The sequence below is a fragment of the Neisseria sp. MVDL19-042950 genome (assembly GCF_030504625.1).
In the GTDB taxonomy this organism is placed as follows: domain Bacteria; phylum Pseudomonadota; class Gammaproteobacteria; order Burkholderiales; family Neisseriaceae; genus Neisseria.
Map to the genome: position 1 here is coordinate 47,770 of NZ_JAUKWH010000003.1, position 18,203 is coordinate 65,972.

Here is an 18,203-nt window from a genome sequence, read left to right on the forward strand (position 1 = left end):
ATCACGTTCTCATAGCGACACGGGTGATTAGCTCAGTTGGTAGAGCGTCTGCCTTACAAGCAGAATGTCGGCGGTTCGACTCCGTCATCACCCACCAAGTTTCTTGTGCGGAGTGGTAGTTCAGTTGGTTAGAATACCGGCCTGTCACGCCGGGGGTCGCGGGTTCGAGCCCCGTCCACTCCGCCAACTCAAATAAAAAAAGCACCGATAATTTCGGTGCTTTTTTACTTCAAATGCCTGCTTCTATCTTAAATAAAACGCCTGCTCTTATAGATATAAATAGAGGCCGTCTGAAAACAATAAAAGCCCAAGCAACCATAAGCTCGGGCTTTTACTATTTTGATGATATTCCTTACTATTCCAATACCACCTCTACGCGGCGGGCCTCGGCCTTATTACCACTGCCTTTTGCATTCTCAGGCTTACGCAATTCAATCTGAGATTCAGGCACACCTAAAGCCAAAAGTGCATCGCGCACGGAAAAAGCACGCTGCTTAGACAACTCTTCATTTTTCGCTTTATTACCGGTTGAATCATGAAAACCCGATACAATCGCCTTCTTGCCCTCACGCACACCGGCCAGCACATCTTTCAAAGCATCATCGGCACCTTGTGCCAAATCTGCTTTACCGGTTGCAAAATAAAACTTCACGATACCATTCTCAACAATCACTTTGGCATCGCTATCAACCTTATTTTGCATTTCAGATTCGGCAGCCAATACCACTTCGGCCGGACTGCTTGCCTCAATTTCCGCAGAAGCCGCAGCTTCGGAAGCTGCCGCTTGTTCAGCCGAAAGTTCTGTCGTTTCAACTGATGCGGCCCGGTCAGATTCCACTTGCACCACTTCAGTTTCACCATCAACAGACTTCGCCTCAGGATCCCATGCAGCAAAAAACAATACACCCACAGTAGCCAAAGCCGCAGCCGTACCGGCCACCCATAGTCCCAAACGTTGCTCTTTATTTTCGTTATCCGACATCCTAAATTCTCTCCTATCTAAGTAAACAAATCATATTAAACAACATTTAAAATCTTTTTCATTATACCCAACTTACCGCAGATACAACAGACAAGCCCTATTCAACTACCTGACAAAACAGTAGAATAACGCACTTAATTTCTGCTAACGATACCAACAAATTTACCATGCTTACCTTCCAACAAATTATCTTTAAATTACAGAATTTCTGGGCCGAACGCGGCTGCACCGTCTTACAACCTTTTGATCTGGAAGTCGGTGCCGGCACCAGCCACCCCGCCACTTGCCTGCGCGCATTAGGGCCCGAACCGTGGTATGCCGCTTACGTGCAACCCAGCCGCCGCCCCAAAGACGGCCGCTACGGCGACAATCCCAACCGCCTCCAGCACTATTACCAATTTCAGGTGGCCTTAAAGCCCGCCCCTGCCGACTTCCAAGAGCAATACCTTGATTCATTGCGCGAACTCGGCATCGACCCGCAAGTACACGATATCCGTTTTGTTGAAGACGACTGGGAAAATCCCACTCTCGGCGCATGGGGCTTGGGCTGGGAAGTATGGCTCAACGGTATGGAAGTAACCCAGTTTACCTACTTCCAACAAGTCGGCGGCCTTGATTGCTCTCCCGTTTTGGGCGAAATCACCTACGGCATCGAGCGTTTGGCTATGTATCTGCAAGGCGTGGAAAACGTGTATGACTTGGTATGGTCCAAAACCCCCGACGGTCAAATCATCACTTACGGCGACGTTTACCACCAAAACGAAGTGGAACAATCCACCTACAATTTTGAATACGCCAACGTCGAACTCCTGCTGCAAAACTTCAACAACTTCGAAGCCGAAGCCAAGCGCTTGCTGGAGGTGGAAGACACTTCGTTGGCACTGCCCGCCTACGAAATGGTACTCAAGGCCGGCCACACCTTTAACCTGCTTGATTCCCGCGGTGCCATTTCCGTAACCGAACGCGCCACCTACATCGGCCGCATCCGCGCTTTAAGCCGGATTGTGGCACAGAAATTTGTGGAGAGCCGCGAGAAATTGGGTTTTCCGTTGATTAAGGATAAAACTGTTTAAAACAGGCTTTAAGACTATGAGTAAAGTACCTTTTGATTTGAAACCAAATGACATTATTAAGCGTTCAGAATTACATGATAAATTTGGTGGAAGTCGTCAAAGTGGCATTTCTCCATCTTTAAAGTCGAATAGCGTTTTTATTTTCACCAATCCTGAACATGGTGAAGAGCACGGTTACTATGATAGCTGGGATAAAAATGGCCAAGTATTTCATTATTCAGGCGAAGGTCAAACTGGCGACCAAGAAATGAAACGTGGCAATAAAGCCATCTTTCAACACAAAAGCGATAATCGTGCTTTATATGTTTTTCAGCACACTGAAAAAACAGGCTATGTTCGTTATATTGGTGAGTTTCAAATTGACGAGCTAAAACCTTATTCGGTCAAACAAGAACATAGCACTAACAATGGCCCCAAACGAAATGTGTTCATATTTCATTTAAACAAACTGAAATAATTTCAGACGGCCTAAGCAAAAAATTAAACTTGAAAGCATCCCAAATGACCCAAACCCTGTTAATCGAACTCCTTACCGAAGAGCTCCCCCCCAAAGCCCTCAACAACTTGGGCAACAGCCTTGCCGCTTCCATCGTCGAAGGCTTGGAAAAAGAACAATTTATCGAAGGTGCGCCCGAATATACCGCCTACGCTTCGCCCCGCCGCTTGGCCGTGCAAGTGAAAAACGTTAAAGCTGCACAGGCCAACCGCTTGGTGGTGAAAAAAGGCCCGAGCGTTGCCGCCGGCATGAAAGACGGTGTGCCGACCAAAGCGTTGGAAGGCTTTGCCCGCTCTTGCGACACCGATATTGCCAGTCTGAAAATCGACAACGACGGCAAACAAGATGTGTATGCCTACGAATTTACCCAACAAGGCCAGCCTTTGGCGGCCTTGATCAGCGACATTTTGGCGCAAGCCGTGAAAAAGCTGCCGATTCCCAAAGTGATGCGCTGGGGCAGCAGCACACATACCTTTGTGCGCCCGGTACACGGTTTGGTGGTTATGCACGGCGCAGACACCGTACCGGCTTCGGTATTGGGTTTGAATAGCCGCAACCACACCCTCGGCCACCGCTTTTTAAGCAGCGGCGACATCGTATTCCCAAATGCTGACAGCTATGCCAAAAAAATGCGCCATGAAGGAAAAGTGATTCCTTCGTTTGCCGAACGCAAAGCCGCCATTCAGACGGCCTTAAACGAACAAGCAGGCCGTCTGAATGCCACGGTCGCCGCCGACGAAGCCCTGCTCGACGAAGTAACCGCGCTGGTGGAATGGCCGGTGGTGTTGGAAGCGCAGTTTGAAGAACACTTCCTCGCCGTGCCGCAAGAATGCCTGATTCTCACCATGCAGCAAAACCAAAAATACTTCCCACTGCTCGATCAAAACGGCAAGCTGATGAACCGCTTCCTGCTCGTTTCCAACCTGCAAGCCGAAGACCCGAGCCACATCATTCACGGCAACGAACGCGTATTGCGCGCCCGCCTCGCCGATGCCGAATTCTTCTATAAGCAAGACCAAAAAGCCACTTTGGAAAGCCGCCTGCCCAAACTGGAAAATGTGGTGTACCACAACAAACTGGGCAACCAAGCCGAGCGCATCAGCCGCCTGATGAGCATCAGCGGCCACATCGCCAAAGCATTGGGCGCCGACGTTGCCGTTACCGAACGCGCCGCCCGCTTGGCCAAAGCCGACCTCGTTACCGAAATGGTCGGCGAATTCCCCGAACTGCAAGGCACCATGGGCAAATACTACGCCCGCTTGGACGGCGAAAGCGAAGAAATAGCCCAAGCCATCGAAGCGCATTACCAACCCCGTTTCGCCGGCGACGACTTGCCGCAAAGCACAACCGCCACCGCCGTGGCGCTGGCCGACAAACTGGAAACCCTCGTCGGCATTTGGGGCATCGGCCTGATCCCCACCGGCGACAAAGACCCCTACGCCCTGCGCCGTTCCGCACTGGGTATCTTGCGCATGTTGATGCAACACGATTTGAACATCAACGACCTGCTTCAGACGGCCTACAACAGTTTCCCGCAAGGCAAACTCGCCGACAACACCGTTGCCGAAGTCGCCGAATTCATGCAGGCGCGCTTGGCCGTGCTGCTGCAAAACGACCATCCGCAAGACATCGTCGCTGCCGTATTGGCCAAACAACCCAGCCGCCTGAACGATCTCTCTGCCAAACTGCAAGCCGTGGCCGCGTTCAAACAACTGCCCGAAGCTGCCGCCCTTGCCGCCGCCAACAAGCGCGTGCAAAACCTGCTCAAAAAGGCCGATGCCGAATTGAGCGCGGTAAACGAAAGCCTGTTGCAGCAAGACGAAGAGAAAGCCCTGTTCACCGCAGCACAAGCCCTGCAACCGAAAATCGAAGCCGCATTGGCCGCCCAAGATTTTCAGACGGCCTTATCCGCTTTGGCTTCGGTGAAACCGCAAGTGGATGCCTTCTTCGACAATGTGATGGTAATGGCCGACGATGCCGCCGTAAAACAAAACCGCTTGAATCTGTTGAAACAACTGGCGGATTTGATGAACGCCGTGGCAGATATTGCCTTATTGGGAGAATAGCCCGATTCAACCGGATAAACAGGCCGTCTGAAATGCATTTTTCAGACGGCCTGTTTATCTATTAATGTCTATATTTTTGATACAATACCGAATCTATATCATCTTGCGGCCTGCAGGCCGTCTGAAAACAAAGCCCGCCATGTACGACCATATCAGCTTCCATACCGCGGAAAACTATCCGACCGACCTGCCTAAAACCCATGCCGCCCACCATATCGGCTATTACTATGCATGGGCCGTTTCGCAAAATCTGCACAGCCCCGAAGCCGAAACGTTGCCGCAGTTTGACGAGCTGCAAAACGGCACCGTTTCCGGTGCAGAATTCGTACTGAAACAACTAAAAGGCGGTATCGATAAAACCTGCTTCAACGACTTAGGCAACCGCTTCACCCAGTATTACTACGACGATGAAGATGAAGGCTATGGAAACTTTATGACTGATTATTTTCAAACATTGGGCATCGAAAGTGAAAACGAATTCTATCGCACTCAAGATAATCGAGAAAATCAAAGCCTCCTGAATCAAACTTTTCAGACGGCCTTTGACAAATGGTTGGACAGCTTAAAACCGTAACCCCCCCGACTCAAAGGGCATACTTACTATTACGAACTCGATAAAAACGGAAATGAATCATGGCTATATTGGTTACAGGAGGAGCGGGCTTTATCGGTTCGCACACCGTTGTATCGCTCGGAGAAGCAGGATACGACATCGTGATCATCGATAATCTCTGCAACTCTTCCCCCAACATCCTTCCGCGCCTTGAACAAATGATTGGAAAGAATATCCCTTTTTATCACGGCGATATTCGCAACAGAGAACTATTGCAACAAATATTTGCCGCCCACCCTATTGAGGCGGTAATACATTTTGCAGGATTAAAAGCCGTAGGCGAAAGCGTAGAACAGCCTCTTAAATACTATAACAACAATGTTTACGGCAGTTTGGTACTCATCGAAGAAATGAGCAAAGCCGGCGTTTTTAACATCATTTTCAGCTCTTCCGCAACCGTTTACGGCACACCTCCGCGCATACCGGTTACCGAAGACATGCCGACCGGTTTAACCGCCAATCCATACGGCCAAACCAAGCATATAGTAGAAAATATCTTGAAAGATACTGCTGCTGCCGATACCCGTTGGAGTGCCATTATATTGCGCTACTTCAACCCAGTCGGCGCACATGAAAGCGGTAGAATCGGCGAGAGCCCGCATGGAATACCCAATAATCTCCTGCCCTATATCTGTCAAGTAGCTTCAGGGAAAATCGAACAACTCAAAGTATTCGGCAGCGATTACCCTACCCCCGACGGCACGGGAATCCGCGACTACATCCATGTTGTCGACTTGGCAGAAGGCCATCTGAAAGCCATGCAAGTCAAACAAAACCAACCCGGCCTTCATATTTACAATTTAGGCACGGGAAAAGGGCATTCAGTATTAGAAATAGTTAAAACTTTTGAAGAAACAACGGGTATAACCATCCCTTACACCCTATGCCCGAGACGGGACGGCGATATCGCCGAATATTATGCGGACACAAAAAAAGCCAATCTTGAATTAGAGTGGAGTGCCCAGCGGAGTTTGCAAACCATTATGCGGGATGCCTGGCTTTGGCAATGCAGCAATCCTCACGGATATGCCAATTAAGCATTCTTCTTTATTTACCTTTTGTGCCGACATGCTCTTCATAACAGCTTACTGCGCCATCGTTAAAATACATCTAAATATACCAAGAGAATCCGAGATTTGATTATGCTAACGAATTACGTTATCAGTATTAAAACTGCTATAGAACGCAGACGGCATCTTCAACAACAATTTGCCCAACAAAATATTCCTTTTACTTTTTTCGATGCCTTAACTCCTTCTGAAACGTTAGATCAAGCCATCCGCCGGCACCTTCCCAATCTGGCACATGCCGATCATTTGACCTCCGGTGAAAAAGCATGCTTCATGAGCCACGTTTTATTATGGCAAAAATGCATTGATGAAAATCTGCCATATATTGCCGTTTACGAAGATGATGTTTTGTTAGGAGAAAATGCCGCTTGTTTTTTGCGTGATGCAAGCTGGCTGGATAAGCGTTTTTCTTCAGAACATACTTTCATCGTGCGCCTTGAAACTTCTTTATTGCCTTCGGTGTATTATCCCTGCCCGGCAGTATTACCGCATGTAAACCGACATTTTTCCTTACTCGGAAGCACGCAGTGGGGGACTGCAGGATATATTATTTCGTTTAAAGCAGCACAATTACTCCTTCAAGTATTGCCCACCTTTACCGACGAAGAACTCAAGGCAATCGATATCTTGATGTTCGGCACACTCATACTCCGCCCCGATTTATTAATCTGCCAAATGGAACCGGCCTTGTGTATACAAGAAGACAAATATAATGAAAAAATCACTCTGCACAGCCAACTGGAACAAGACCGCAAAGAAAAACACATCGCCTTACATGCAGAACCTCCCGTTCCAGCACCGCCGAAAAAATCATGGAAACAGCGTTTAATTCATGCTTTAACAAAAATCAGCCGCGAACGTGAAAAATATCGGCAACGGATTATTGACGAATATATCGCTGAGTGCGGGGATATACTCAAACAACATGAAGATAGCCGGAAAAAAATCGTCCCATTCCAATAAATAAAAGGCTTGCTCATTCTTTTAAATAGATAGAAACTAAAAAATAATGCATTTATTCAAAAAATTGATCGTTTTACTTTGCGGACGTAAAAAGCCTTGTCGGAATTTCGACTTCAAAAACGTCTCTTCGATCCTTATCCGTCCTTTCGGCTATGCTTTAGGAGACGCGATGATTCATCTTGCCTACGCCCGCCAATTAAAATCAATATATCCCCATGTCCGCCTCGGTGTGTTAGTAGGCCGAAACCGCGATATTTTCGCCCAAAGCCCTTTGTTTGACGAACTCGTTGACGATTCATTCGCGAGCTATTGGCGCAACCGTAAAAAATGGCAACTGATGTTGGATCTTTGTGAAACATTCAACACTCCGAATCTGATTGCCGACGCTGTTTTGGCTCCCGAAGCTGTGATGATTTTTTCCAAACAAAACAAAAAACACTATAATTTGGACAATATCTCCAATTACGATTTCCGTTGCCCGTTTAATCCCGACAGCCACGTTATCGAACATTTACGCACATCCAAATTTGCTGAATATTTCGATATTCCGCAAGTAAAACCCGAATTGTCGGTTTCACAAAGTGAAATCGATAAAATTATGGCTTTTTGGCAACCTGATACAGCCGCAAGCAATAGCACGATTAAAATTTTAGTTGCTCCTCAAGGCAGTTTTAAAGCAGGCAAATATATTCCCGAAGAAGAACTTGCGGCCCTATTAAACCAATGCAACAAAGAATATCTGCAATATGTCCGATTTATCATGTGCCGTACCACTAACAGCGAAGCATATTTCAATCGGTTAAAAAGCCTGTGTAATTCGAATGTAGCCATTTCCTTGTCTCCTCCCACCCGCTTAGGGCAATATCTGGCGTTGGCAGCATCGGCAGACATCGTTATCGGCGTAGACAGTGGTACAGTCCATTTGGCATGTGCCCTAAAAAAACCTTTATTAAGCTTTTATGCCAACCACAACTTGCACTTATGGCACCCGCTCCCCCACGACGGCGTACCCCATTTGATGGTTGTTGCGCCATCGGAAGATAAAAATTCTAAGGAAACTCGCAATTTCCCGTTGGAACAAGCTGCTGATTGGTTAAATACACAAATCAAAGCACACTTAGCCTAATAATACGATCATTTATTTTCCATAAGGCTGTCTGAAAACAACGGCTAAGGAATATTTAAGCATGAAACCAAAATTATCTAAGCAACTCGTTATCCGTTTGTTTGGGCAAAAGAAACCTTGCCCGGATTTTAATTTCGAACAGGTGGAATCGATTCTGATCCGCCCCTTGGGTGATGCGGTAGGCGATGCCGTAATCAATCTTGCCTATGCTCGGCAACTAAAAGATATGTATCCGAATTTAAAACTCGGCATATTGGTTACTGATAGGAACAAAGATATTTTTGCCCATTCCGATTTAATAGACGAACTCATTGAAAAAAAGCCTGCCAACTATTTGAAGCATCGTAAAAAATGGCAGTTGATGCTGGACTTTGAAGAGCAACTGGACAGCCGCAGCATTATCGCTGCGTCTGTATTGTCTCCCGATGCTGTCATGATTTTCAAAAAACGCGACCGCAAATATTACAGCATGCAAAACATCCGCAACTACGACTTCTACTGCCCTTACAATCCGGACAACCATGTATCCGAGCACTTATGCACTTCCAAATTTGCAGAATATTTCACAATTCCTCAACCACATTCATATCTGTCTATTCCCGAAGCAGAACAAAATCAGGTTGTTCCATATTGGCAGGAAAACGGTTCCCGCAAAGTCAGGATATATATTGCACCGCAAGGAAGTGTCAAATTCAAGCGTCTACCTGAAAACGAATTGGCTGAACTTTTAAACAAATGCGATAAATCGCTATTGCCTAAAGTACAATTCGTAATGTGCAACTCAAAAAACAGCGAAGAGTATTTCGCCCGTTTGAAATCGTTATGTGATCACGATATCCCTTTGATTTTATCACCCAAGACTTCATTGCCCCAATATGTTGCCCTTACCGCTTCTTCAGATATTGTTATCGGTGTCGACAGCGGCACCGTTCATCTTGCCTGCGCACTAAGCAAACCTTTACTGAGCTTTTACACTAGCCATAATATCCACTCGTGGAGTCCTCTACATAATGAAGGCGTTCCTCATTTGATGGTGGTAGCGGAATCCGGCATGAGAAAGTCGGAAGATGAATTGGCAAGTTGGACGGCAAGAGAAAAATTTCCTCTGGATAACGCTACACAATGGCTGAATGCACAAATCAGCGAACAAATTGCTAAACATCCTGTTCAAACGTCCCAACCAACTACAACATAATATCAGGCCGTCTGAAAGACCCTTATGCCTCAAAATATCGCCATCAGCATCAACCGTTTCAACCGCGGCGGCGGCATGGAAAGCTATACATTTGATTTAGTGCGCGGACTCACGGCAAATAATATATCTGTGCGCGTGTATGCCACACGTTTCGACACTTCCCTGCCCGAATACGCGCAAATCGACGCGCAAACCGTCAACCAAAAGCGCACTCCCAAAAAACTGCGCCCGTTTTTCTTTGCGCGCCAGTTGCAGAAACTGCGCCGAAACGGTGAACGGCTGATCGCCTGCAATCCCAGCGACCACGCCGATATTTTCGTCTGCGGCGGCACGCATCTGGGCTATTTGCGCGGCATGCAGCAGCAAGCCACCCTGCTCGACAAACTCACCATCCGCCGCAACCGCACCAATTACCGCACCGCCAAATCCATCATGGCGCATTCCGCTTTGATGCAGCGCGAGCTGGTCGAACTCTACGGCGTAAACCCGAACAAAATCCGCGTGGTGTACCCGCCCGCCGACACGCAACGCTTCTTCCCCGTGCCCGAAGAAACCGCCAACCTCCGCCGCAAATACGGCTTTGGCGAAAACGAAACCGTGTTCCTCTTCCCCTCCACCGGCCACAAACGCAAAGGCTTGGACATGCTGGCAAACTTTTTCGAACACACCCGTTTGCCGGTTAAACTTGCCGTGGCCGGTTCGCCGCTGCCCCGCCCGATGAACAATGTCATCGAACTCGGATTCTGCAAAAATATGCCCGAGCTTTACCGCGCGGCGGATTACACCATCATGGCCTCGCTCTACGAACCGTTCGGGCTGGTGGGCGTAGAATCGGTATTGAGCGGCACGCGCGTGGTGTTGTCCGACAACATGGCCTGCACGGAAGTGATGAACGACCATGCCGGTTTCTTCTTCTCGCGCACGCGCCCTGAAACATTGGCCGCCGCCGTGGAACAAGCCGTCGCCCTCAAACAAAGCGGCACGCACAAACTGGCCGACCCGCAACAGGCATTAACTTACAATCCCTCTTTAGAACAGCACATTACCGAGCTTCAAGCCATGCTTGAGGCCGTCTGAAAGGTATCGCATACATGAAACTGATTATTCTCGACCGCGACGGCGTGATTAACCACGACCGCGACGACTTCGTAAAATCCGTCGACGAATGGGTGCCCATCGAAGGCAGCATGGACGCGATTGCGTTTCTCGCCGAAGCGGGCTACACCATCGCCGTGGCCACCAACCAATCCGGCATCGGCCGCAAATTCTTCACCGTGCAAGACCTGACCGAAATGCACACCAAAATGCACCGCTTGGTACAACAGGCCGGCGGTAAAATCGACGGCATCTGGTTCTGCCCCCATCTTGCCGACGACAACTGCGACTGCCGCAAACCCAAGCCCGGCATGATTATCGACATCATCGAACGTTTCAACGCCGATGCCGCCGAAACCTGGCTGGTGGGCGACAGCCTGCGCGATTTGCAGGCGATTGACGCGGTCGGCGGGAAATCCGTGCTGGTGCTGACCGGCAAAGGTAAAAAAACGCTGGAAAGCCAAGGCGACGATTTGCCCGAAAACACCCAGATTTTCGACAACCTGCTGGCGTTTTCCCAATATTTGATGCAGGAAAACGCATGGCGGCAGGCCGCAGAAGAACAGGCCGTCTGAAAACCCGTTAAAGAAAGCTCCCGATGCTCTATATCCGCAATCTGATTTACTGGCTGGTATTGGTATTGATTACCCCGCCGATGTTCACCCTAATCATCCCCATCGCCCTGATTCCCAAAGGCGCCAATCACGTCGGGCGGGCGTGGGCGCTGATTTTGGTGTGGATGCTCAAACACATCATCGGCCTCAAATACCGCGTCATCGGCCGTGAGAACATTCCCGACCGCCCGTCGATTATTTGCAGCAAACACCAATCGGGCTGGGAAACGCTCGCCTTTCAGGAAATCTTTCCCCTGCACGTTTTCGTGGCGAAAAAAGAGCTGTTCAAGCTGCCCTTCTTCGGCTGGGGTTTGAAACTCGCCAAAACCATAGGCATAGACCGCAACAACCGTGCCCAAGCCAACCGCCAACTGCTCGAACAAGGCATGGTGCGGAAAAAAGAAGGCTTCTGGATCACCATCTTCCCCGAAGGCACACGCCTGCCGCCGGGCACGCGCGGCAAATACAAACTCGGCGGCGCACGCATGGCGCAGATGTTTGAAATGGACTTAGTGCCCGTCGCCCTCAACAGCGGCGAATTCTGGCCGCGCAATTCGTTTTTGAAATACCCGGGCGAAGTTACCGTCGTGATCGGCAAGCCCGTCGCCTACGACAGCGGCACGGCTGAAGAATTGATGAAGCAATGCGAAAACTGGATTGAAAGCCAACAGGAAAAAATCGACGGTGCCGGGCCGTTTGCTGCCAAAAAGGCCGTCTGAAAGCGAGCCTTGTGAGCTTCGTTAAAACGAGCTTGGCAGGTTTCGCCAAAAACACTTTCCAGACGACAAGCAATCTGCGTAGGGGCGGATGACACATCCGCCCGCAATCGGGTTTCAGTAATGCGAATGTAAATCCCGCAACGGTTTGGTTCTTGAAACCGGTATCTTTAGAATGCTTACCGCCCGACAAAGTTATCAGGCCGTCTGAATGTTTCAGACGGCCTCAACACCCACCCGACATCATATAAACCATATGAACAGCGACACCTATTCCGCCCTCATCTTCGCCCTACTGGTTACCCTGATCGGCGGAGCCTATTTCAACCGCGGTCTGCGCGACGCAGGTTTTTCAACCAACGCGCGTGCCGCCTTGCTTGCCGCGGGAACCGCCGTGATTATCGGCTGTGCGCTCCGCTATCTCGGCCTGATTTGACATGCAGCTTGCCCACACCCTTTCAGACGGCCTCGACATCACGCTCCATCTGAAACGCAGCGCCAAGAAAAACATCATTTTGCGGCCGTTGTCAGCAGCCGCTATCCGCATCAACATCCCGCCCTATCTGAGCGAACGGCAACTGCGTCTGTGGCTGCAACACAACGAGCCGCTGATTCTCCGCACTCTCCACCACATGCCGCCCGCACCCACGCCGCAAACCACGCCCGAACGGATTTGGTATCGTGGCGAACACCACCAACTCCACACCCACGCGCAACACCATATCAGCCACCAACCGCCGCACTTTCTGCTGCCGGAACAACCGTGGGCGCAGCAAAAAACGCATTTGCGCCGCTTCCTCACCGAACGCGCCGCCGAAACCCTGCTACCGCGTTTGCAGCAACACGCCCACGCCCTGCAACTCTTCCCCGCCGCCACCGCCCTCAGCAACGCCAAAACCTTTTGGGGCGTATGCCGACGGCGCACCGGCATCCGCCTGAACTGGCGTTTGATCGGCGCGCCTGATTTCGTGATTGACTATGTGTGCGTCCACGAGCTTTGCCACCTTCCCCATCCCGACCACAGTCCGCGGTTTTGGGCGCTGGTCAACCGCCACACGCCCCACACCACCAATGCCAAGCAATGGCTGAAGCAACACGGTAACGAGCTGTTTTTGCTGGATTGATGCGGGCAATACCGCCATCCGTCCCCACCGTAACGGCGGAACCTCGGAATCATAAAATGCAACTCTTGCAACCGCTCCGGAACGGCAGAGGCCGAGACCTTTGCAATAACATAAGTTACTAAAATTTTATGCTCAATAAAATTTTTAAAATGAAAAACCTTTCTGATTTTCCCACTTTTTTGCTCAAAATCAGAAAGGTTTTAGTCAATTGAAAATTTCTCAGCACATTTTTATGCGTCAAATTTCGTTAACAGACTATTTTTGCAAAGGTCTCAGGCCGTCTGAAAACATGTTCAGACAGCCTCTCCGTTATCCGACGATACGGTTTACACCCGATCAAACGCCGCGCAGCAATTCATTCACGCTGGTTTTGGCACGGGTTTGCGCATCCACTTTCTTCACGATTACCGCGCAATACAGGCTGTGGCTGCCGTCTTTGCTCGGCAGGCTGCCCGATACCACCACCGAACCGGCAGGCACGCGGCCGTAGTGGATTTCGCCGGTTTCGCGGTCGTAAATTTTGGTCGATTGGCCGATGTACACGCCCATCGAAATCACGCTGCCCTCTTCTACAATCACGCCTTCGACGATTTCCGAACGCGCGCCGATGAAGCAGTTGTCTTCAATGATGGTCGGGCTGGCCTGCAACGGCTCCAACACGCCGCCGATGCCTACGCCGCCACTCAAATGCACGTTTTTACCGATTTGCGCACACGAGCCGACAGTCGCCCAAGTGTCCACCATCGTACCTTCGTCCACATACGCGCCGATGTTCACATAAGAAGGCATCAGCACCACGTTTTTCGCCACGAAGCTGCCTCGGCGTGCCACCGCCCCCGGCACGACGCGGAAACCGGCGGCTTTGAACTCTTCTTCGCTCCAATCGACAAATTTGGTCGGCACTTTATCGAAATACTGGTTCACGCCGTCGTTTTGCACTTCGTTGTCTTGAATGCGGAACGACAGCAACACGGCTTTCTTCGCCCACTCGTTCACAACCCACTTGCCGTCTTTTTTCTCGGCAACGCGCAAAGTGCCGGCATCAAGCTGTTTCAACGTTTCTTCAACTGCCGCTTTCACTTCCTCGCTAACGGTGGCGGGCGTGATATCGGCACGGTTTTCAAATGCTGTTTCGATGATGTTTTGTAATGACATGATTCTGTCCTGAGTTAGTTAAATGGAAACGGAGGCCGTCTGAAGATCAGGCAAAGCCTTTCAGACGGCATTATATGCCTAAACCTTTGCAAAGCCACCCGTGCGGAGCAATCCGATGTTCGCAGGCGGCATGCAACGCAAACACGCGGCGCAAACGGCAACTTTGCAAACGTTTCACACCGCAAAACCGGCACCGGCATCTAACAATCCTGCGAAATAATCCGCTATACATCAATACCGTTATGCGCAATCAAATGCCTGCTTATTTTTTTGCGCAGCGGCATTACCGTCAGCTTCTTCAAGGCCGTCTGAAAATCCTCGAATGCCATCTGCTCCGAACCGAACCGCGCCAAATGGTGCGTATTCTGCTGGCAATCAATCAGCTCGATACCGCATTGCGCCAGATGCGGCACGGCGCGGGCAAACGCGATTTTGGAAGCATCGGGCTGTGCGGCAAACATCGACTCGCCGAAAAACACCCGTCCGATTTGCACGCCGTACAAGCCGCCCGCAAGTTTCAGACGGCCTTCCCCATCGGGATACCAACACTCAAACGAATGGGCATGCCCCATTTCGTGCAGTTTGATATAAGCCTGCCGCATCGACCAAGTAATCCATGTGCCGTGCTGTTCCGCTCTTGGCGCGGCGGCGCAGGCGGCAATCACGGCGGGAAAGTTTTCGTTTACGGTAACTATATAAGGCTTGTTGCGTAAGGTTTTTTTCAGCGAACGGCCGATATGGATTTTTTCGGGATACAGCACGGTGCGCGGCGACAACGCCCACCAGCACACGGGTTGGCCGTCTGAAAACCACGGAAAGATGCCCTGCGGATACGCCGCCAGCAACCGTTCGGGGCTTAAATCGCCGCCCACGGCCACCAACCCTTCCCGCTGCTCGATGGCCTCCCGCACATCGGGAAAAGCCTTGCTGTTATGGTTGAGTAAAGGAATATCCATGTGTCAGGCGGTTTGAAAAAATGGCACGATAGGTTGGAAAATCTGATTACGGCGAAACGGATTTACCGCGGCCTTAATACGTTTCAGACGGCCTCAATATCATTAAGGCCGTCTGAAAAAAACGGTGTTTTACGTTCAGCGCGGGGTTTTCTTTTGGCAATTTCCGCAGATACCGTACATATACAAAGCATGGTCGACAACGCGGTAGCCGTTTTCTTCGGCGATTTTCTCTTGCAGTTCCTCGATTTCTTTATTATGGAATTCGGTTACCACGCCGCATTTCACGCACACGATATGGTCGTGATGGTCGCCTTGGTTCAACTCGTACACCGCTTTGCCGGTTTCAAAATGATGGCGGAGCAAAATACCGGCCTGCTCAAACTGGGTCAGCACGCGGTAAATGGTGGCCACACCGATTTCAATGCCTTCGTCCAACAGAATGCGGTAAACGTCTTCGGCACTCAAATGCGCATCAGCATGCGTTTCGAAAAGGTCTAAAATTTTCAGGCGCGGACCGGTTACTTTTAAGCCGTTGTCTTTTAACTGCGCGATATTGTTGAAATTATTTTCCATAATTGTATCCTTTCCCGTGTGGTGCTATTCTCGTTATAATACGCACTTTTGGCTCCTTTGCCCACTATAAGATGATAGAGGCTTTCAATTACCCGAACCTTTTCCGGCATACTGATACCTAACGGATTTTCAACGAAAGGCAAAACCGTGAACAAAACCTTATGTCTCACCCTAGCCGCCCTGCTGGGCTTAGCAGCCTGTTCTGCCGAACGGGTATCCCTGTTCCCTTCGTACAAGCTCAAAGTCATACAAGGCAACCAGCTTGATGCCCGTGCCGTCGCATCGCTGCAACCCGGCATGAGCCGCGACCAAGTGCAGCTTATGCTCGGTACGCCGCTGTTGCGCGACCCGTTCCATGCCGACCGCTGGGACTACACTTATAACATCGCCCGCAACGGCGTGGTGGAAGATATACGCACCCTGACCCTGCATTTCAGCAACAACCAATTGGTTAAAGCCGAGGGCAACGCCATCGAATACGCCATCCAGCAGCTTCAGGCTGAAGAGGCGGCCGCCCAAAAAGCGCAACAACAGTAACAGGACTGCAACATGACCGCATTGAAAGTAGCCGTTGCCGGTGCAGACGGCCGCATGGGGCGCGTATTGGTGGAAGCGATTAACCGCCATCCCGATACCGTATTGAGCGGCGCACTCGAGCACAGCGGCTCCGCCGCAATCGGCTTGGATGCCGGATACGCCGTCGGCCTGAACACCGGCATCGCCATCAGCAGCGATATTGATGCCGTGCTGAAGGCAAGCGACGTATTAATCGACTTTACCCGCCCTGAGCCGAGCTTGGTTTACATCGAAAAATGCGCGGCGGCGGGCGTAAAAATGATTATCGGCACCACTGGTTTCGACGAAGCGGGCAAAGCCGCCATTCAGACGGCCTCTGAAAAAACCGCCATCGTATTCGCCGCCAATTACAGCGTGGGCGTAAACCTCACCTTTCACATTCTCGATACGGTTTCCCGCGTGCTGAACGAAGGCTACGACATCGAAATCATCGAAGCCCACCACCGCCATAAAGTCGACGCTCCCAGCGGCACGGCCTTGCGTATGGGCGAAGTGATTGCCAACGCTCTCGGACGCAACCTGAAAGAATGCGCCGTTTACGGCCGCGAAGGGCATACCGGCGCGCGCGACCCGAATACCATCGGCTTTGCCACCGTGCGCGGCGGCGATATTGTCGGCGACCACACCGCCCTTTTCGCCACCGACGGCGAGCGCGTGGAAATCACCCACAAAGCCAGCAGCCGCATGACGTTTGCCGCCGGAGCGGTGCGCGCCGCCGTTTGGTTGCGCAACCATCCGCACGGCTTGTTCGACATGCAGGACGTACTGGGGCTGAAAAACCGATAAGCCGTTTTAACTAAGCAACCGAAGAAGGCCGTCTGAAAATTTTCAGACGGCCTTCTTCGGTTAAACAGGCAATGCAAGCCGGAATCTTAATCCGCAATCACATCAAAATTGTTGTCGGCAAACTTGGTATCCGGCACTTTCACAATCAACGGATCCACTACGCCGATGGCTTTTTCATCTTTGCCCGGATAATCCAACGCATGCAGGAAATAGCGGATACAGTTCAAGCGTGCGCGTTTTTTATCGTCCGACTTAACGATTGTCCACGGCGCGTCGCCCGTGTGGGTGTGGAAGAACATCGCGTTTTTCGCATCGGTATAATCGTCCCAGCGGTCGAGCGACTGAACATCGACGGGGGAAAGTTTCCAGTGTTTCAGCGGGTCGTCGCGACGGGAAATAAAGCGGCGCAACTGCTCTTCCCTGCTTACCGAAAACCAGAATTTAAACAGATGGATACCGCTGGAAACCAGCATACGCTCAAATTCGGGCGTTTGGCGCATAAACAGCAGATATTCGTGCGGCTGGCAAAAGCCCATCACACGCTCCACGCCGGCACGGTTGTACCACGAGCGGTCGAAAAACACCATTTCGCCCGCCGTCGGCAAATTTTGGATATAGCGTTGGAAATACCACTGTCCGCGTTCGGTTTCAGTCGGTTTTTCCAAAGCCACCACGCGCGCGCCGCGCGGGTTCAAATGCTCCATATAACGCTTGATCGTACCGCCCTTGCCCGCCGCATCACGGCCTTCAAACAGGCTTACGATGCGTTGGCCGGACTCTTTTACCCAGCTTTGAACTTTCAGCAACTCGATTTGCAGCTTTTTCTTTTCCCTCTCATAAACACTGCGGCTCATGCGCGTGCGGTAAGGATAACTTTCCGGCAAAGGAGCGGAGCTGGAATCTTCATTGGTAATGCGGCCTTTATGTTCCAAAACCGCTTTTTCAAAAACCTTTAATTCTTCTTTTTTCTCCCCCAGATGAACTTGTTCAAACGGCTTTAACTGGTGATCGGTCATGCAGCGCT

At 50.5% G+C, this 18,203-nt stretch carries 20 protein-coding genes and 2 tRNA genes; 17 read left to right on the top strand and 5 right to left on the bottom strand.

Annotation, left to right across the window (positions count from 1 at the left end; all coding sequences use genetic code 11):
• Positions 1-21: 21 nt before the first annotated feature.
• Positions 22-97, top strand: a tRNA-Val gene (locus tag Q0X97_RS03480).
• Positions 98-109: 12 nt separating this feature from the next.
• A tRNA-Asp gene (locus Q0X97_RS03485) sits at positions 110-186 on the top strand.
• Between the two features lie 169 nt (positions 187-355).
• Here the strand turns inward: Q0X97_RS03485 and Q0X97_RS03490 are convergent.
• Complete coding sequence (locus Q0X97_RS03490) at positions 356-910, bottom strand: OmpA family protein (protein ID WP_302066160.1); 555 nt, start codon at positions 908-910, stop codon at positions 356-358.
• 239 nt (positions 911-1,149) lie between these two features.
• Here Q0X97_RS03490 and glyQ point away from each other — a divergent pair, with 239 nt between their 5' ends.
• The 13 genes from glyQ to Q0X97_RS03555 all read left to right on the top strand — a co-directional run bounded on the left by glyQ (position 1,150) and on the right by Q0X97_RS03555 (position 13,133).
• A complete protein-coding gene (gene glyQ, locus Q0X97_RS03495; protein WP_302066065.1) occupies positions 1,150-2,055 on the top strand; it encodes a glycine--tRNA ligase subunit alpha in 906 nt (301 codons plus the stop codon).
• A gap of 16 nt (positions 2,056-2,071) precedes the next feature.
• Positions 2,072-2,512, top strand: a complete 441-nt coding sequence (locus Q0X97_RS03500; protein WP_004285866.1) for a restriction endonuclease — start codon at positions 2,072-2,074, stop codon at positions 2,510-2,512.
• 44 nt (positions 2,513-2,556) lie between these two features.
• A complete protein-coding gene (gene glyS / locus Q0X97_RS03505; protein ID WP_302066061.1) occupies positions 2,557-4,617 on the top strand; it encodes a glycine--tRNA ligase subunit beta in 2,061 nt (686 codons plus the stop codon).
• A 139-nt stretch (positions 4,618-4,756) separates the two neighbouring features.
• Positions 4,757-5,191, top strand: a complete 435-nt coding sequence (locus Q0X97_RS03510; RefSeq protein WP_302066158.1) for a hypothetical protein — start codon at positions 4,757-4,759, stop codon at positions 5,189-5,191.
• Positions 5,192-5,250: 59 nt separating this feature from the next.
• Positions 5,251-6,267: a UDP-glucose 4-epimerase GalE gene (gene galE / locus Q0X97_RS03515; protein WP_302066059.1), complete on the top strand. Its 1,017-nt coding sequence runs from the start codon at positions 5,251-5,253 to the stop codon at positions 6,265-6,267.
• Between the two features lie 105 nt (positions 6,268-6,372).
• Positions 6,373-7,263 carry a glycosyltransferase family 25 protein gene (locus Q0X97_RS03520; protein WP_302066057.1) on the top strand — a complete coding sequence of 297 codons (891 nt, stop codon included), beginning with the start codon at positions 6,373-6,375 and terminating at the stop codon, positions 7,261-7,263.
• Positions 7,264-7,432: 169 nt separating this feature from the next.
• Complete coding sequence (locus Q0X97_RS03525) at positions 7,433-8,389, top strand: glycosyltransferase family 9 protein (protein WP_302066055.1); 957 nt, start codon at positions 7,433-7,435, stop codon at positions 8,387-8,389.
• Between the two features lie 61 nt (positions 8,390-8,450).
• Positions 8,451-9,584 carry a glycosyltransferase family 9 protein gene (locus Q0X97_RS03530; protein ID WP_302066054.1) on the top strand — a complete coding sequence of 378 codons (1,134 nt, stop codon included), beginning with the start codon at positions 8,451-8,453 and terminating at the stop codon, positions 9,582-9,584.
• Positions 9,585-9,608: 24 nt separating this feature from the next.
• Positions 9,609-10,661, top strand: coding sequence for a glycosyltransferase family 4 protein (locus Q0X97_RS03535; protein ID WP_302066053.1), 1,053 nt, complete (start codon positions 9,609-9,611; stop codon positions 10,659-10,661).
• 14 nt (positions 10,662-10,675) lie between these two features.
• Positions 10,676-11,254 (top strand): D-glycero-beta-D-manno-heptose 1,7-bisphosphate 7-phosphatase, encoded by a 579-nt coding sequence (gene gmhB, locus Q0X97_RS03540; protein WP_302066051.1) that lies wholly within the window; start codon positions 10,676-10,678, stop codon positions 11,252-11,254.
• A gap of 23 nt (positions 11,255-11,277) precedes the next feature.
• Positions 11,278-12,012, top strand: a complete 735-nt coding sequence (locus Q0X97_RS03545; RefSeq protein WP_302066049.1) for a 1-acyl-sn-glycerol-3-phosphate acyltransferase — start codon at positions 11,278-11,280, stop codon at positions 12,010-12,012.
• Positions 12,013-12,265: 253 nt separating this feature from the next.
• Complete coding sequence (locus Q0X97_RS03550) at positions 12,266-12,445, top strand: hypothetical protein (protein WP_302066047.1); 180 nt, start codon at positions 12,266-12,268, stop codon at positions 12,443-12,445.
• Position 12,446: 1 nt separating this feature from the next.
• A complete protein-coding gene (locus Q0X97_RS03555; protein ID WP_302066046.1) occupies positions 12,447-13,133 on the top strand; it encodes a M48 family metallopeptidase in 687 nt (228 codons plus the stop codon).
• A gap of 336 nt (positions 13,134-13,469) precedes the next feature.
• On the opposite strand, the gene dapD is transcribed toward Q0X97_RS03555, so the two are convergent.
• The 3 genes from dapD to fur form a co-directional block, all read right to left on the bottom strand.
• Positions 13,470-14,288 carry a 2,3,4,5-tetrahydropyridine-2,6-dicarboxylate N-succinyltransferase gene (gene dapD, locus Q0X97_RS03560; protein ID WP_302066044.1) on the bottom strand — a complete coding sequence of 273 codons (819 nt, stop codon included), beginning with the start codon at positions 14,286-14,288 and terminating at the stop codon, positions 13,470-13,472.
• Between the two features lie 224 nt (positions 14,289-14,512).
• On the bottom strand, positions 14,513-15,244 hold the full coding sequence (aat, locus tag Q0X97_RS03565; protein ID WP_302066042.1) for a leucyl/phenylalanyl-tRNA--protein transferase: 732 nt from the start codon (positions 15,242-15,244) through the stop codon (positions 14,513-14,515).
• 135 nt (positions 15,245-15,379) lie between these two features.
• Positions 15,380-15,817 carry a ferric iron uptake transcriptional regulator gene (fur, locus tag Q0X97_RS03570; protein ID WP_085391068.1) on the bottom strand — a complete coding sequence of 146 codons (438 nt, stop codon included), beginning with the start codon at positions 15,815-15,817 and terminating at the stop codon, positions 15,380-15,382.
• Positions 15,818-15,964: 147 nt separating this feature from the next.
• Between fur and Q0X97_RS03575 the strand changes: the two genes are divergently transcribed.
• On the top strand, positions 15,965-16,354 hold the full coding sequence (locus tag Q0X97_RS03575; protein ID WP_302066039.1) for an outer membrane protein assembly factor BamE: 390 nt from the start codon (positions 15,965-15,967) through the stop codon (positions 16,352-16,354).
• Positions 16,355-16,366: 12 nt separating this feature from the next.
• Positions 16,367-17,179: a 4-hydroxy-tetrahydrodipicolinate reductase gene (dapB, locus tag Q0X97_RS03580; protein WP_302066037.1), complete on the top strand. Its 813-nt coding sequence runs from the start codon at positions 16,367-16,369 to the stop codon at positions 17,177-17,179.
• A gap of 86 nt (positions 17,180-17,265) precedes the next feature.
• On the opposite strand, the gene ppk2 is transcribed toward dapB, so the two are convergent.
• Positions 17,266-18,195 (bottom strand): polyphosphate kinase 2, encoded by a 930-nt coding sequence (ppk2, locus tag Q0X97_RS03585; protein ID WP_302066036.1) that lies wholly within the window; start codon positions 18,193-18,195, stop codon positions 17,266-17,268.
• Positions 18,196-18,203 lie beyond the last annotated feature (8 nt).

Bases quoted from the DNA above. Each gene is read 5' to 3' on its own strand.
- Q0X97_RS03555 (WP_302066046.1), top strand. From the start codon at position 12,447: ATGCAGCTTGCCCACACCCTTTCAGACGGCCTCGACATCACGCTCCAT.
- gmhB (WP_302066051.1), top strand. From the start codon at position 10,676: ATGAAACTGATTATTCTCGACCGCGACGGCGTGATTAACCACGACCGC.
- Q0X97_RS03510 (WP_302066158.1), top strand. From the start codon at position 4,757: ATGTACGACCATATCAGCTTCCATACCGCGGAAAACTATCCGACCGAC.
- glyQ (WP_302066065.1), top strand. From the start codon at position 1,150: ATGCTTACCTTCCAACAAATTATCTTTAAATTACAGAATTTCTGGGCC.
- Q0X97_RS03550 (WP_302066047.1), top strand. From the start codon at position 12,266: ATGAACAGCGACACCTATTCCGCCCTCATCTTCGCCCTACTGGTTACC.
- dapB (WP_302066037.1), top strand. From the start codon at position 16,367: ATGACCGCATTGAAAGTAGCCGTTGCCGGTGCAGACGGCCGCATGGGG.
- Q0X97_RS03500 (WP_004285866.1), top strand. From the start codon at position 2,072: ATGAGTAAAGTACCTTTTGATTTGAAACCAAATGACATTATTAAGCGT.
- Q0X97_RS03525 (WP_302066055.1), top strand. From the start codon at position 7,433: ATGATTCATCTTGCCTACGCCCGCCAATTAAAATCAATATATCCCCAT.
- dapD (WP_302066044.1), bottom strand. From the start codon at position 14,288: ATGTCATTACAAAACATCATCGAAACAGCATTTGAAAACCGTGCCGAT.
- glyS (WP_302066061.1), top strand. From the start codon at position 2,557: ATGACCCAAACCCTGTTAATCGAACTCCTTACCGAAGAGCTCCCCCCC.
- Q0X97_RS03530 (WP_302066054.1), top strand. From the start codon at position 8,451: ATGAAACCAAAATTATCTAAGCAACTCGTTATCCGTTTGTTTGGGCAA.
- galE (WP_302066059.1), top strand. From the start codon at position 5,251: ATGGCTATATTGGTTACAGGAGGAGCGGGCTTTATCGGTTCGCACACC.
- Q0X97_RS03535 (WP_302066053.1), top strand. From the start codon at position 9,609: ATGCCTCAAAATATCGCCATCAGCATCAACCGTTTCAACCGCGGCGGC.
- Q0X97_RS03545 (WP_302066049.1), top strand. From the start codon at position 11,278: ATGCTCTATATCCGCAATCTGATTTACTGGCTGGTATTGGTATTGATT.
- aat (WP_302066042.1), bottom strand. From the start codon at position 15,244: ATGGATATTCCTTTACTCAACCATAACAGCAAGGCTTTTCCCGATGTG.
- fur (WP_085391068.1), bottom strand. From the start codon at position 15,817: ATGGAAAATAATTTCAACAATATCGCGCAGTTAAAAGACAACGGCTTA.
- ppk2 (WP_302066036.1), bottom strand. From the start codon at position 18,195: ATGACCGATCACCAGTTAAAGCCGTTTGAACAAGTTCATCTGGGGGAG.
- Q0X97_RS03520 (WP_302066057.1), top strand. From the start codon at position 6,373: ATGCTAACGAATTACGTTATCAGTATTAAAACTGCTATAGAACGCAGA.